The organism is Ruegeria sp. AE4 (assembly GCF_056542185.1).
The window spans coordinates 1-14,641 of sequence record NZ_JBQFZK010000031.1 but is presented as its reverse complement, the minus strand read 5'-3'; the positions used below and the strand labels follow the sequence as shown (position 1 = coordinate 14,641).

General features: G+C 57.1%; 10 protein-coding genes and 1 tRNA gene. 8 read left to right on the top strand and 3 right to left on the bottom strand.

Annotated elements, in window-relative coordinates; translation table 11 throughout:
* The first annotated feature begins 290 nt into the window (after nucleotides 1–290).
* Together ACR0EK_RS19935 and ACR0EK_RS19930 are read left to right on the top strand one after the other, a co-directional pair.
* Complete coding sequence (locus ACR0EK_RS19935) at nucleotides 291–2,183, top strand: DEAD/DEAH box helicase (RefSeq protein WP_480901094.1); 1,893 nt, start codon at nucleotides 291–293, stop codon at nucleotides 2,181–2,183.
* 509 nt (nucleotides 2,184–2,692) lie between these two features.
* Nucleotides 2,693–2,778, top strand: a tRNA-Leu gene (locus ACR0EK_RS19930).
* A 106-nt stretch (nucleotides 2,779–2,884) separates the two neighbouring features.
* Here the strand turns inward: ACR0EK_RS19930 and ACR0EK_RS19925 are convergent.
* Nucleotides 2,885–3,382 (bottom strand): hypothetical protein, encoded by a 498-nt coding sequence (locus ACR0EK_RS19925; RefSeq protein WP_245220737.1) that lies wholly within the window; start codon nucleotides 3,380–3,382, stop codon nucleotides 2,885–2,887.
* Nucleotides 3,375–4,127: a helix-turn-helix transcriptional regulator gene (locus ACR0EK_RS19920; protein WP_480968079.1), complete on the bottom strand. Its 753-nt coding sequence runs from the start codon at nucleotides 4,125–4,127 to the stop codon at nucleotides 3,375–3,377. The genes ACR0EK_RS19925 and ACR0EK_RS19920 overlap by 8 nt, the downstream gene beginning before the upstream one ends.
* Before the next feature lie 606 nt (nucleotides 4,128–4,733).
* Here ACR0EK_RS19920 and ACR0EK_RS19915 point away from each other — a divergent pair.
* From ACR0EK_RS19915 to ACR0EK_RS19895, 5 genes are all read left to right on the top strand, one after another.
* Nucleotides 4,734–7,040 carry a hypothetical protein gene (locus ACR0EK_RS19915; protein ID WP_480871565.1) on the top strand — a complete coding sequence of 769 codons (2,307 nt, stop codon included), beginning with the start codon at nucleotides 4,734–4,736 and terminating at the stop codon, nucleotides 7,038–7,040.
* Between the two features lie 130 nt (nucleotides 7,041–7,170).
* Complete coding sequence (locus ACR0EK_RS19910) at nucleotides 7,171–9,111, top strand: type I secretion protein (RefSeq protein ID WP_480774548.1); 1,941 nt, start codon at nucleotides 7,171–7,173, stop codon at nucleotides 9,109–9,111.
* Nucleotides 9,112–9,149: 38 nt separating this feature from the next.
* Nucleotides 9,150–11,372 (top strand): type I secretion system permease/ATPase, encoded by a 2,223-nt coding sequence (locus ACR0EK_RS19905; RefSeq protein ID WP_480871566.1) that lies wholly within the window; start codon nucleotides 9,150–9,152, stop codon nucleotides 11,370–11,372.
* Nucleotides 11,373–11,374: 2 nt separating this feature from the next.
* Entirely contained in the window at nucleotides 11,375–12,727 is a 1,353-nt protein-coding gene (locus tag ACR0EK_RS19900) for an HlyD family type I secretion periplasmic adaptor subunit (RefSeq protein WP_480484913.1), read from the top strand.
* Nucleotides 12,728–12,999: 272 nt separating this feature from the next.
* A complete protein-coding gene (locus ACR0EK_RS19895) occupies nucleotides 13,000–13,185 on the top strand; it encodes a hypothetical protein (protein WP_267368020.1) in 186 nt (61 codons plus the stop codon).
* On the opposite strand, the gene ACR0EK_RS19890 is transcribed toward ACR0EK_RS19895, so the two are convergent.
* Nucleotides 13,186–13,944, bottom strand: coding sequence for an alpha/beta fold hydrolase (locus tag ACR0EK_RS19890; RefSeq protein ID WP_480489417.1), 759 nt, complete (start codon nucleotides 13,942–13,944; stop codon nucleotides 13,186–13,188).
* 91 nt (nucleotides 13,945–14,035) lie between these two features.
* Between ACR0EK_RS19890 and ACR0EK_RS19885 the strand changes: the two genes are divergently transcribed.
* Nucleotides 14,036–14,410 carry a hypothetical protein gene (locus ACR0EK_RS19885; protein WP_209507997.1) on the top strand — a complete coding sequence of 125 codons (375 nt, stop codon included), beginning with the start codon at nucleotides 14,036–14,038 and terminating at the stop codon, nucleotides 14,408–14,410.
* Nucleotides 14,411–14,641: the final 231 nt, after the last annotated feature.

The window sequence follows — 14,641 nt, the reverse complement described above, 5'->3', positions numbered from 1 at the left end:
CTCAGCATTGGGCTGGAAAAGCCCTGTCGCATTCGAAAGGAAAGTGGCTTAAACGAGCACTTGGGGCGGCACAAAAACGGGACAGGTCCAGAAAACCCTAAATCTGTCCGGTAGGCGCTGACTTCAGACACCTTAACATAAGTGTGGACCAGTTCCGTTGGGGAGGCTCATTGGGAGGCTCATTTTCCGATCTATACATCCGGTTCTCCTCGCAGTATGGACTGCGCTTCTACTATGACCCGTGTGTCGGAAGCTCTGAGGGTGACCGTATCACTCCGGAGAGCTGAGCCATGAACCCGACACTCGCAATCGCATTGAAGCGTAAAGGATATGACACGCTGACCCCTGTTCAGGAGGCGGTGTCCGCACCGGATTTGCAGGGACGAGACTTGTTAGTTTCGGCGCAGACCGGATCAGGAAAAACCATCGCGTTCGGCTTGGCCATCGCACCAACAATTTTGAGCGATGCGCAGGTTTTCGATGTGGCAGGCGCGCCTTTGGCGTTGGTTGTTGCACCGACGCGAGAGTTGGCGCTGCAGGTCAAACGAGAACTGGGGTGGCTCTATGCGGATGCGGGGGCCTTCATTGCCTCATGCGTTGGCGGCATGGATATGCGCGACGAACGCCGGGCGCTGTCCCGAGGGGCACATATTGTGGTCGCGACACCAGGGCGGTTGCGGGATCATATAATGCGCGGCTCGATTGATTTGGCATCCGTACGCGCCGTCGTGTTGGATGAGGCTGACGAAATGCTCGACCTTGGATTCCGTGAAGATCTGGAATTCATCCTCGAACAAACGCAATCAGACCGCCAGACACTGTTGTTCTCGGCAACGGTACCGCGCGCCATCGCCGCCTTGGCTGCCCGGTACCAAAGGGATGCCGAGCGTGTAAGTACTGTCAGTGAGCGGATGCAACACGCCGATATCGAGTACCGTGCGATGAATGTGGCTCCACGTGACGGTGAAAATGCTATCATTAACGTGCTACGCTACTACGAGGCTCCTAACGCCATCGTTTTCTGCAACACGCGCGCCATGGTCAGCCGTCTGACAGCCCGACTGTCCAACCGCGGGTTTTCGGTTGTGGCTCTTTCCGGAGAACTGACCCAAGGTGAACGGTCAAACGCCTTGCAAGCCATGCGTGACGGACGGGCCCGCGTCTGTGTGGCGACCGATGTCGCGGCGCGCGGAATTGATCTGCCAAATCTGGATCTGGTGATCCATGCGGAACTGCCCAGCAGTCATGAAACGCTTTTGCACCGTTCAGGCCGAACTGGACGTGCAGGGCGCAAAGGTGTCAGCACACTGATCGTTGCACCGGCTTCTTACAAAAAAGCCCAAAGGCTGTTGAAATTCGCTAAACTCACGGCTGATTGGGGTGCGGCGCCCTCCGCTGAAGAGGTCAAAGCGCAAGACCTGCAACGGATGTTCGGATCGGAGGACTGGTGCTCTGAAATAACAAAGACCGAGCGGCAGTCAGTCGACGAACTGGTAGAAAGGTTCTCGCCAGAACAACTCGCTGCGGCATATGTCCGTCAATACAACAGGGCGCATTCCGCTCCGGAAGAACTAAACGACATTCAGGAAGCAGCGCCAAAGCAAAGCGCACCTTTTGGTCCGAGTGTTTGGTTTTCGCTGTCAGAAGGGCGCAACGAAAACGCGTCTCCGCGATATCTACTTCCTATGGTGTGCAAGGCGGGGAACATCACGAAATCCGATGTCGGTGCGATCCGTATCGTTGACGACGAGACCTATATCGAAATTCGCGAAAGCAGCGTCGCCGGATTTTTGGACGCGATTGGGCCGGAAATGAAGATCGAGGGTACAAAAGACATTGTGCAGTTGGATTCAGCCCCCGATTTGTCGAACTCAGCAAAGACAAGCTTCAACCGGGCTGCCAGAGGCAAGAAAGGTCTGGAAAAGACTGCACGCAAACCGAGCCGACTTGTCGAGCTGCAGCCTGCGAAAGCGCGGAAAAAGACAGTGTCCAAGCCCCCTGAAAAGGCCAAAGTTGAAGCCAAGCCCAAACGCGATGACGACAACCGCAGTGGTCTGAGTAAAAAACTTGACCGCCGCCCAAAAGGCCCGCCACCGCCAAAGGGTAAGCCCAACAGCAAGAAAAACCGTGCACGCGCTGCGGCAAATAAGGGCGGTAACGCTGTGCCAAGGCGTTCAAAGTAAGTCGAAGCGTTTGCACAGGCCCTTTCCGGACATTGGCCATGCCAAAACTCCGCTGGGTTCCGCCCGTTAGACCAGACTTTCGCAGCGCCTGCGAGCCCTGGCGATAGACATAATCATACTCTGCGGACCATACTGTCGCTCCAATCGGCCATGCAAATTGATGGCAGACTCAGCTCGAGTTCTTGATAACCAGAGGATTATATTGTGATGATGCCGGGAGTTTTTTTCGGCCAGCGCCCTGACGAATTCTTTTTTGGGATAGAACGGAAAACGGTTCGGTGCTGACAGCACCTGCTCTTTGGAGAAGTACCTTCAGTCGATCCGATGCATCGGACCTGTGGATATGTCGGACCGCACCAAAGCCAAGTGAGACAATGGAGGTACCGTTGGGTGCAATTGAGTTTCACCGGCGCTGCCGTCTATTTTTCCCAATCCTGCGGGTCAAAGCACATTGTTATCATCTCGTTGTGCTTGTAAGGACGTTGCACTGTCCGAAAGGGCCGCGCCGTGCGGGCGTGATGGAATGGTAGACATATCAGACTTAAAATCTGAAGGGCGTATGCCCGTGTGGGTTCGAGTCCCACCGCCCGCACCAGGCACTTTCGAAAGCTGCATTCCGCCGCCCGGTTTGCGCGTCTTCGGGACCGCACATGCAGTGAAGCGCAGACTACGTCGTCATGGCGTCCTATTCATGACCCGGCCTATACCGGATACCCCAACTCCCGGATCAGCCTCCAGATGTCCTGGTTCGCGGCTGAAAGCTGATTGACGACCGCTTCGATTTCGCGAAGCGCGTCATCATCTACCGTATCCGCGCGACCCAGTTTTATGTCGGTCTTGCGGTCAGCAATCCGCATCAGGATCGTTTTTGGGTTTCCACTCTCCTGATCGAATGAATAGATGCAGTGGTTGTACTTGTTTCGGATGCCCGAAAGCTTGCTGAGCCGTTGCGTGCGTTCAAGGATCGGGTCGCGAACCTGCGCGGGCCGTCCCTCCATCTTGGCAAGCCGTTCGACCAGATCAATACGCGCGCGGGTTGTGTTCAGGGTCAGGAAGATAATGACGGCCACGTCTTTCGACGTTCCGGAAAGGCCAGCGATCAGGTGGATCAACAGGCTTTCGGTGTTGGTCCACATATAGTTCAGCCTGCCAACCAGAAGGATCAGGCGATCGAACCGGGCTTCGAACGTATCAGTCAACGGCGGAGTGCTGCGCCTCGTGCGGCGCAACCTCATAATAGAAATGCGCGGCAGCGGTGCGGTTGCTGACGCCGATCTTGCCAACCACGTTGTGCATATGCAGTTTGACCGTGTGTTCCGTAATTCCCAGTTTGGCCGCGATCAACTTGTTGCTTTTGCCCTGCGAGACAAGTTGCAGGACCTGCTTCTCGCGACGCGTCAGCTTCAGATACCGCGACTTTTGATCGACTCCGTTAGGTGCGCTTGTCGCTGGACGGGCAGGGATGCCCCGCGTGCGCTGGCCCAGGAATGTGGCGCAATCGGCAAGGAAGCTGGGTAGGTACAGTTCTTCATGCATCAGCAGCCTTAGGATGGCGCGCCAGGCATCGGGCGCCACATTCATCGGCAGAAATCCAACTTCGCCGAACTGCGCGCGATCCCAGGATTCAAACATATGCCGGGCCGATTCTTCTTTGCGATAGGCAAAGGCAAGACAGCCGGATCCCGTACTTTTGGTATAGGCCATTGGTCGCGCCAACAGGTCTTCAAGCATCATCTGGTCAACAACAATAATCTTGCTGCAACCGGGTGTGTGGCCGTTCATCGCTTCGAGGGTTTCGAACCGCCGGGCACGAACCCCGAATTCAGTTTGAACGCTTCTTAGGGTCTGATTGGAGTAGAATAATTCTTTTCCAATAAAGACAACCGAAAAATCTTCTGAATAAAGATCCTGATTGGCAGTTTCTTCTATCAATGACACACTCATCACATTCCCTCGCAAACAGGGTCAACCAAAAATCTCTTTTTTGAATTCTGGCGGTCTAAAATAGTTAACTAATCAAATAGGTAATTAACTTTTATTATACTCGAAAGCATGGTTTTCCACAACCAGGAGGAGTTCCTCCAGAGCCCGTTCCATAGAACTTTCGGTTAGGTTTCCGCTTGGATATTTGTGCAACCAGCGGAAACAATTGAATTATTTTGTTGCGATTTTTTGTAGGTGGGTCATGCGGGGCAGGCGAGCGAAAACTCAGGTGTATTCTAAAAGTAAATAATAAAAACAACACTGTAACTACTTCAAAACTTTCGACTAGCTAGGCGTGGGCGTGCGTCGCTGCGAACATGGCTGGGCTTCAATTGTCGAAGCGCCTGTCCCTGTCGCGCCGGTCATTGCGTATTTCAGCAGCCTTCATGATCCGCCGCGCTTTCGGCTTAGCCGGGAAAGGAGGTGGCCATTTAGAAACTTCCACAGACCGCTTTCAGCGCGTTCATGCGCTGCGCGGATATTTTTGTTTCAATCTCGCCTGATGCCGCTTTTTAGATGAATGGCGGTCTGGCGTTCCAGAAATAGGAATTTGTCATGAGACGTAATGTGAATAATACAAACGTAACGACCGTCGACGAAATTAATGTCGAGAACCTGGAAGCTCCGGTTAATGTCGAAATCCCGATTGATGAGGCGTTTGTCGAAGCTGATCTGACTGCACAACAGCAGCAACAGGACCAGACTGTCGAAAACTCCAACGATCAGGGTCAGGACCAAAATCAAGGCCAGGATCAGGGTCAGGAACAAGGCCAGGACCAAGGTCAAGATCAGGGCCAGGATCAGGATCAAGGTCAGGATCAGGACCAGACGCTCAATGCCGGAGATAACACCAACGACAATTCGAACAGCAATGCGATCAATATCGACTTTGGTGGCGGAGAATGGATTCCGCGCGATGACGATCAGGTTGATCTGGACTTCGGAGATAACGCGTCGGTTGGCGACGTAATCACTGCAGGCCGTGATCTGAACTATGATCCTGGCGATGACATGAATGTCGATATCTCAATGGATGGTGCCGGGACCGCGATGGCGGCTGTCAACAGTCAGATGGCCAGCCTGAGCGATGACGACACGCTGGAATCGGCGTCAGTTTCGAACAATTCCGGTTTCTACCAGAATGGCAGTGCCTATGGCGGTACCGCCAATGCTGAAGAAGGTATCGGCGTCAAGTCCAACGGTGGAGATTCGGGCGACGGTGGTACCAGCTATGGTGGTTCGGCAGACTCGACCACGCTGGGCAGCCATGCGTTTGGTGCCGGTGGCGATACCGGCAGCGCCGACGCGGATTCGAGTGGCGGCGCAGGCGGTGATACCGGTGACGCAAATAACGCCAGCATTGGTGTCGGCCTGTCCGGCGCAGGGGCTGACGGTGACAGCACCGGCGGAGACGGCGGCGACGCTGACAGTTCGTCTTCTGCTGACAACGACGGCAGCACAAGCGTTGACGGTGACGGAACTGGCGGTAACGGAGGAAGCGCAGATTCGTTTGGTCTGGGACTGGGCCTTGGTCTGTCTGGTTCGAATGCCTCGGGTAGCGCCGATGGCGGCGACAGCGATTCCGACTCGAACGGCACGGGCTTTGGTCTGGCCGGCAATGACGTAGACGCCGAAGGTTCCGACGGTGGTGACGGCAGCGCTTCGACAGACGGTTCGTCGTCGAATTCCAGTGACAGCACAACCGAAGCCAATGATGCGACTGCCGGCAGCAACGCAGCAGAGGGCAGCGCTGACAGTGGTGCGGACAGCTCGGCTGATGGAACTGGCGGACCTGGCACCGGCGGTGAAGGCTCTGGCGGCGAAGGGACCGGTGGTGAAGGATCCGGTGGCGACGGCACAGGCGGTGATGGTACCGGCGGTGACGGCGAAGGCGGATTTGCCGCTATGGTCGAAGCTGCAATCATGGCCCTGCAGGAAGAGCTTGGCATGGTTGATGCCGAAGCGGGCGAAGGCGGTGACGGAACCGGCGGTGACGGAACCGGTGGCGATGGTTCGGGCGGCGATGGCTCTGGTGGCGATGGCTCAGGCGGTGACGGTTCGGGCGGCGATGGTTCCGGTGGAACCGCCGACGCGGATTCGGATGCGCAGGGTGTTGGCGACCAGTCCGCAAGCGGCCCCGACATCAACCAAAGCCCAGGTGACGTGAACGGTGCATCCAGCAATTCGCAGAACACGGATGGCAGCGGTGGTGATGGCGGATCAAATTCGGCCAACGGCACAGCGGACGCAGCAGGTTCTGGTACGTCTGCAGCAGACGGTGACGGCGGAGCAGGCGGCACAACGACGCCCACATCCACGTCTTCGGGCAACGGTGCCGGTTCTGCCGATGCGGCGAATACCGCCGGTGATGGCGGAGCGGCGGATGTATTCGGTGATGCCGATACAAACGGAGCCGCCGACAGCCTGGCTGAAGCAATCGCTGGATACGGTGGTTCGGGCATGTCCGATAACGATGCCACATCGACCGGTTCGGGCGATGCGACCGGTGCGGCCAGCTCGGGTGCCGGTGGTGCCGGTGGCGCGTCCGCCGCAAATGGCGGAGCCAGCGGATACTCGACCGGTACAGCTATGTCCGGTGACACCATGGGTGGAACCATCACGGGCGGCAGCGCGGCTGGTGCCTATTCGGGTGACGGTGGTGCAGGCGGCAACGCTGGCAACTGGGGCTCGAACAACGGTGGCGATGGTATCGTGACCGGCGAGTCCTATGCCTCGGCAGCGGCTGTTGTCGACACCTCGGCCTTTAACCAGTCGATCGTCATGGGCGCCAACGTGCTTGGCAACTCGGTCGACACGACCATGGTCGGTGGTTCGATGACCTCGTCCTACGCAAGCGACGACAACGACGCATAAGTCATAAGGCGAGGCCCGCATTATCGGGCCTCGCTATTTTCGAAAATGCCGGGGCCGCGAGCAGTGGCCCCGGCCCAACTGAACCCAAAGCGGAAATTCTGGCCGGTGCGGGTGAAAAAGGATGACCGATATGGCCCTTGACGCAATTACGGAAACAATAGCGCATTTTGTTGGAGCATTTGAACTTACGATCGAACAAGCCCGGCTGCGGGACCAGTATGACGAATTCACCGCCCTGAGGCGAAAAGCCGAAATTGACGGGCTGGACGATCCTGCTGCGATCCACATCAGGGCCGACCTTGATATCCCGGTGGGCGAGTACAAGCTCCTCCCATACAATTTTGCCCCACCTCAACCTAACCTGCCGCTACCAGACGCGCCGAAGGGGCCTGTGCATGAATCGGTGATTATCCTTGGTGGAGATGGGCCGGTTTCCGAGCGTTTTGTCCCAGACGACACGATTGGACCATCATCCGTTCCCACACTCGTCATTCTGCAGCCGGACAACGTGCCGTTGGGGTCTGCGGTAAGTTACACCATGCAAAAGGTTTTCCTGCGTGACAACGATACGGTGGGCAAGGGTGAATTTCGCGACACGGACGCGCTGATCGCGAAAGGTGAGCAGATGCTGGACATGGCGTTGTCCCTTCATGCCGTGGCAAGCCCGTCATTTTCACTCGCGGACTACCAGTCAATCGAGATGGTCGAGGCACTGGCCGAACAGATGCTGAATCCGATGAACGGGGATGTGGATGGCGTCACCGTGTATCAGTTCCATGGCGATGATGCCTTGGGCGTGATCGTCAATGGCGAGCACATGGCCGAAGCACCTGAATGGACCGACCTGCTGCCCGCTTTCCATCAGCCGGATGAGGCGACTGGCGATGAAGCGGAAACGCCGTTGCCTGCCGAATGGGACCAGTCCAAGGATTCCGATTTTGACGACGGGCATCTGGTGGTGACCGGTGGTAATCTGGCGATCAATGCAGTGTCTGCGACTATTGGTTGGGTGGATGCTCCGTACATTGTTGTAGGCGGGCAGGCCATCAATCTGACGGTCATCAGTCAGGTCGCGCTTGTTTCCGACTGGGACGTAGGTGCCATGAATGCCGGAAGCGGTACCAACCTGGTTCAGTCTTCGGTGATCGAAGTCGAAGGCAAAGAGGCCGCCTGGCTGGACGATGTCGACGGAACAAGCGGCCAGCCCGCATATGTTGTTGTCGACTGGGTTCACGGCGATCTGGTGGTCGCGAATTTCATCAACCAAAGTATTGATGCCACCGATATTGATCACATTCAGACCGAAATTTCAGCCACATCCACGCTTTACGTGCTGGGCGACAACGAAATGTACAATGTCGCCGATATCGTGCAGTTGGGCAGCTATTACGATCTGATCATGATCGGCGGAAACATGATTTCAGTCGATGTGCTGGTTCAATCCATGGCCCTTATGGATGACGACATCATCAGCGGCGGAGTGCCCGCGTCGGTGATGGACGGTGATGAAAACCTGCTCATGAACGACGCGTCGGTCAAAACGATCGGCAAGGACATTCACCAGGATATGCAACAGAATATGGCGGACGCGCTTGCCATACCGGAAATGGACATGGACGCGTTGGAAGACGCGCTTCTGAATGATCCGATGTTCGCCGGGATGGAGCAGTTGCGCGTCCTTAAGATCGACGGCGATCTTATACAGGTGAACATCGTCAATCAGGCCACGATGATGCTGGATCAGGATGATATAGACCTGTCCGGCCCAAATGCTGCCGGGGCCGATGTAGTCGCGGGCAGCAACGCCATGCTGAACACCGCGCATCTGACCAAGATGGGTGTGGACTCGACGGTCATGGCAGCTGACGGGTCGTATTCCGATCTGCTGCTGCATCAGGCCAGCCTGATCGACATGCCGGACAACGACGAGATTACCGCGATGACCAATGAGGCAATTGCGGCCATCATGGGTGACATGACCGTCGCGCAACCGGATGCGGCCCTGGCACTGAATACCCCAGCTCTTGATGTAACAACACCTGACGACGGCCTGCAAACCATGCTGGCCTGATCCCCCAAGATTTTACCGAGTGACCAGAAGGTTTCTACATGTCGTTTGTTTTTTCGTCGCGCCGCCACCCCTTATCCAGCCCGCTGGACAGGCAAGGCGGGTTGGGTCTGAAGCGTCAGGGGGCCGAACCAGGGGCAGATCCTGCAAAACGGGCCACAGGTGCCACCACCCGACTGCATCTGACGCAGGAGTTCCGAGTGCCTGAACCAGATCAAAACCGGCCGGTTGAAAACGATGCGTTGAAACCGGCCAAAGACCAGAAACACTCATGTGAACAACCGCGCGCTGAACCTCCCCATTGGCGTGCGCCGCCGCAGCCCGTGCAAGACAAGGACATTGCGGGCGGTGGTGACGGGGTGGCTGATGCTGACGGCCCGGATCATGCAACCGCGGACGAAACGACAGCGCGCAAGACCCCCTCTGCGCGCGCGTCCGGCGCGGATCACATGGGCGCGACGATCGAGGCCAAGGCAAACCAGCCACTGTTGCGGACAAACTCCGGCGGCGGTGACGGGAACGGGCCACCCCAAACCTTTCACAAGCGCACCCCGCCCGAGGATTTCCAGCGCACATTGCGGGATTCGATCCGGGCGATCCGGCGTAACCTTGCATTTGTTCTGGTGCTGACCTGCGCGACCAATATTCTGATCCTGTCGATTCCGATCTACCTGTTTCAGATCAGTGACAGGGTTCTGACCAGCCGATCTTTGGATACGCTGATCATGTTGACGGCAATCGTCGCCGGGGCCGTGATCTTTCAGTCAGCCTTTGATGCGGTGCGGCGGTTTACGCTGATGCGAACCGGTGTCGAGGTTGCCGTTCGTTTGGGTGCACCTGTGCTTAGTGCGGCTGCGCACGCGTCGTTGCATGGAAACGGGCGCGAATATCAGACGCTTGGCGATTTGCAGCAACTGCGCGGTTTTCTGGTTTCCGGCACGCTGATCTCGTTTCTGGACGTGCCATTTGCCCCACTGTTCATTTTGATGATCTTTCTCGTGCACCCGCAATTGGGCATGATCGTCGTGGTGACAGCGCTGATCCTGATGACGATTGCGCTGATCAACCAGAAAATGACAGCCAAACCGTTTGCCGAGGCAAACAGGGCACAATCCATGGCGAACCTGCATCTGGATTCCATGTCGCGCAACAGTCAGATCATCAACGCCTTGGCCATGATCCCCGAGGCGGTGCGGATCTGGGGGCGGGACACCGCCCAATCCCTGACCTGGCAGGTGCGCGCGCAGGACCGAAACGTGATCTTCGCAGCGATTTCGCGCGCTGTTCGTCTGCTGACTCAGATTGGCATTCTGGGATGGGGCGCATTTCTGGCACTGCAGGGAGAGATTACCGGCGGAATGGTGATCGCGGCCTCAATCATTGCCGGGCGCGCCTTTGCGCCCATCGAAGGTTCGATTGAAGGGTGGAACAGTTACCTGCTGACGCGCGCGGCCTACGGGCGGATCAAGGCGCTGCTGTCAACCTCGGCCCTGCAACACGAGAAGTTGCGCCTGCCGCGCCCCGAAGGCCGGCTGGATGTGGAGCGGTTGCTCTATGTCCCCGGTGGAACCAAACGTGTGGTTCTGAACGGGATTACCTTCTCTCTCACCCCCGGTGAAACACTGGCCATTATCGGCAATTCAGGTGCGGGCAAAACCACCTTGGGCAAAACCCTTGTCGGGTCCGTTCTGCCCACGTCGGGAAGTGTGCGGCTGGACCTGATGGATATCCGAAACTGGGACCCGCGCCAGTTTGGCGAAAGCATCGGTTATCTGCCGCAGGATGTGCAGCTGTTCCCCGGAACCATCAAGGACAATATCGGCCGGATGCGTGCCGATGCCACGGACGAACAGATCCATGACGCCGCTGTTCTGGCCGATGTACACAACATGATCGCAACCTTGCCGCAGGGATATGAGACTGTGGTGGCCTCCGATGGATCGCCTTTATCGGGCGGACAGAAACAACGCATTGCGCTGGCGCGGGCGTTTTTTGGGAACCCACGAATGGTTGTGCTGGACGAGCCGAACTCGAACCTTGACGTTGCCGGGGACAAAGCCTTGGCGCGTGCCATTGAACAGGCGCGCGAAAGCAAGATTACCGTGGTCGTCATCACGCAGAAACCGACCCTGCTGAATGTGGTCGACAAGATCATGTTGCTGACCGATGGGCGCGTCGCATTGTTCGGTCAGCGCGAGCAGGTTCTTCAGCAGATCAACGGGCCGCGCAAACGGACCGGAATTGAAGGGCAACAGGGAGGCTGACCATGAATGACCTCGTACCCGTAAGGCACTCTGCCGGTGAACCTGACGTCTGGTATGCGGAAGTTCCGCGCTCGATCAACCGCTTCATTGTCATCGGTATAATCATGCTGGTCGTCTGTTTTGGCGGTTTCGGAGTGTGGTCCTTCAGCGCCCCGCTGGCGGCGGCGGTCATCGCGCAGGGCAGCTTTGTCGCCACCGGACGCAACAAGATTGTCCAGCACCTTGAAGGCGGGATCATCGAAGACATCAAGGTCACCGAAGGGCAATCGGTTCAGGCAGGTCAGGTGCTGATGACGCTGGATCAGACCTCGGCGCAGGCCAATGAGCGCGAGCTGTTCATCCGCAAATTGCGCTTGCAGGCGATGACCGAGCGATTGCTGGCGGAATATGGGGAACGGGATCGTCTGGTCTTTACGCCAGATCTGGTCGAGGCCTCCAAAGACGTGGAAGTCATGGCCATTCTCGACGGTCAAATGCTGAGCTTTGATGTGTCGCGCAAGACCTTGCTGAATGATGTGGCACTTTTGGAACGCAATATGGAGGCTTTGAAGATCCGGGCAAGTGGCTTTGAGGCCCAATTGGACAGCATGGTCACACGTGCCGAGATCTTGCAGGAAGAGTACGAGTCCAAAAACCAGCTTTTCCAGAAAGGGCTGGTTCGAAAGGGCGAATTGAACACGATCCGGCGTGTGCAGGCCGAAGCCGAGGGGCAGCAGGCCCGGTTGCAGGCCGAGGCCGCTGAAATCAATCAGATGCTTCTGAAATACCAGGAACAGATTACGCGCACCCGATCCGCCTATCGCGAGGCTGCACTGGATGAATTGGGCGTGGTCGAGGCAGATCTGGAAAGCGTGCGCGAAAAATCCCGTCAGGCCCGTAATGTCCTGGACCGGGCCGTGGTACGGGCTCCTGTGACCGGGACAGTGGTTCGCCTGCATTATCATACTCCGGGTGGTGTGATCGAAACGGGCGAACCCATTGCCGAAATCCTGCCTGCCGATGCGCCGTTGATTATTGAGGCGCAAATCCCACGCACCGAGATTGATAGTGTGGTAACCGGGCAGACCGCCTCGGTGCGACTGATCGCGCTCAATCAGCGCACAACGCCGGTTTTGTACGGAGAAGTCTTTTATGTCTCTGCCGACGCGCTGCTTGAAGAGGCGGCAGGCGTTCCAAAAGAGGTATATCTGGCGCGTATCTCACTTACCCCAGACGAGCTGCACCGGGTCAGCGGCTTTGTTCCGACCCCCGGCATGCCTGCGGAAATTATGATCCAAACCGAGGAACGAACTTTTGCGGCCTATATCGCCAAACCTGTGTCGGACAGCATGTCGCGCGCGTTTCGCGAGCAATAACCTAGGTGCCTAAGGCCGTTGGTTCATCTACCTCAAGTCGCGTTCTGATCCTTTTGGGAAAAGCGTGAAAGTGAGGGTGTGTACCTTTGACGGCGCAAGACTTGGGATTTCACAAGCTCCACATCCTTGGCGGGTTGGCGGATCGGCTCAACGGTGGTTGCGAAATCACAGGTTCATGAAGCGCCAGATTTCCGCATCTGATGCAAATCAATGCAAAACACATTCGAATCGAGACATGTTTGGCCGGAAGTCATCATAAGGAACACCCGACCATGTTTCGCCTTGCCGCCATGCTGTATTCACTGATCGCCACTGCCATTTCAGGTTCTGCCGTAATCGCTGTGCTGTCTGCGGGATTGGTTTCCGTCAGCGCAATTGTCGGCGCAGCAGTTGCCGGGGCGGTGATCGCTGCTCCGGCATCGTGGATGGTGGCCCGGCGCTTGTACCGGGGCACCTGATCAGGCGTTCAGGAACGTCCGAACCGCTGCTTCGAATTCACGTGGTTTTTCGGCGTGCAGCCAATGCCCGGCTCCGGGTATTTTGGCAAAACGCGCGCCGGAAAACAGCGAGCGGATTTCAGGGCGGTGTTCCGGCAGGACATAATCCGATGCCGCGCCCGACAGGAACAGGGCGGAGCCATTCCATGTGGCGTCCAATTTGGGGAAGCCCATGATCTTTGGCATCTCGGCTGCAAGAACATCCAGATTAAGCAACCACCGTTTTCCCTTGATATCCAGCGATTGGGTGAAAAAGCTTTGCAACGCTTTCTCAACGCCTTGATCGGCCAGCTGCATTTCCGCATCCGACCGGCGGGTGATGCGCGAAAAATCAACAGCCCGCATGGCCTCGATGAACTGGATTTGGCTGTGCGCGTATTGAACCGGCGCGATGTCGGCGACCACCAGCTTGTTCACCAACCCATTGTGCCGCAGGGCCAGGGTCATGGCAGCCTTTCCGCCCATGGAATGCCCAAGAACATCCGCCACGCCGCCGATCTGTTCTATGACTTCGGCGATATCCTGTGCCAGATGGGGATAATCGTGGCTCGGGTCCCACATGCTGTAAGCATGGTTGCGCATGTCCACCGCCACAACCTGCCGTTCGTCTGAAAGCCTTTTGGCAATGACGCCCCAATTCCGAGCAGATCCGTAAAGGCCGTGTGCTATTACCAGCGGTGGGCGGGCGGTCGGTTCGCCATGTACAATCGTGTTCAGCATAGCTTGCGTGATACAAGCGCCTACAGCGGATCACCAGCCCCATTGTAGGTCTTTGTGGTGCAGGCTAGATTGCGGCGGCAGGAGAGAGCCAATGCCTCAGGACCCAGACATTCAGACCCGGATCGCCGAGACGGTGGCCTTGCTGCGTGCCAAGCTTGGCGTGCGCGACAAGACGCTAGAGGCATCCATTCGCAAGGCAAAACGACGCCTGCCGCGCCGGGTGTACCGGCAGGCCATGGTGCTTGCCCGGTCCGAGGCGATGGCGTCGCACCCGAAGATGCGGTTGATTCTGGATACTCCCAAGCTCGTCAGGGCGTCGGACGTAGTGCAGGATCATCTGGGAAGCATCAATCTTGCGGATCGCAGGTGGGGCTGGTTCCTTGGATTGCTGGGGGGGCTGGCTTTCAATCTGTTGGCTCTGACAGCGCTGTTGCTTGTTTTTCTGTGGTGGCGCGATTTGATTTGACTTTCAGACGGCTGCCAAGCTGACGCGTGGCCAGATCCCCCTCTATCGAAGCGACTGCTCAAACAACAAAAAAAACGGCGCCTCAAGAGCGCCGTTTTCTTTTCTTTTTAAACGTTTACAGGTTCGGGTATATGGGGAAGCGGTTGCAGAGGTCTGCGACCTGGGCGCGGACGCGGGCTTCGACTTCGGCGTTGCCGTCTTCGCCGTTGGCAGCCAGGCCGTCGACCACTT

Bases quoted from the DNA above. Each gene is read 5' to 3' on its own strand.
- ACR0EK_RS19905 (WP_480871566.1), top strand. From the start codon at position 9,150: ATGTCGTTTGTTTTTTCGTCGCGCCGCCACCCCTTATCCAGCCCGCTG.
- ACR0EK_RS19900 (WP_480484913.1), top strand. From the start codon at position 11,375: ATGAATGACCTCGTACCCGTAAGGCACTCTGCCGGTGAACCTGACGTC.
- ACR0EK_RS19935 (WP_480901094.1), top strand. From the start codon at position 291: ATGAACCCGACACTCGCAATCGCATTGAAGCGTAAAGGATATGACACG.
- ACR0EK_RS19890 (WP_480489417.1), bottom strand. From the start codon at position 13,944: ATGCTGAACACGATTGTACATGGCGAACCGACCGCCCGCCCACCGCTG.
- ACR0EK_RS19920 (WP_480968079.1), bottom strand. From the start codon at position 4,127: ATGAGTGTGTCATTGATAGAAGAAACTGCCAATCAGGATCTTTATTCA.
- ACR0EK_RS19910 (WP_480774548.1), top strand. From the start codon at position 7,171: ATGGCCCTTGACGCAATTACGGAAACAATAGCGCATTTTGTTGGAGCA.
- ACR0EK_RS19885 (WP_209507997.1), top strand. From the start codon at position 14,036: ATGCCTCAGGACCCAGACATTCAGACCCGGATCGCCGAGACGGTGGCC.
- ACR0EK_RS19895 (WP_267368020.1), top strand. From the start codon at position 13,000: ATGTTTCGCCTTGCCGCCATGCTGTATTCACTGATCGCCACTGCCATT.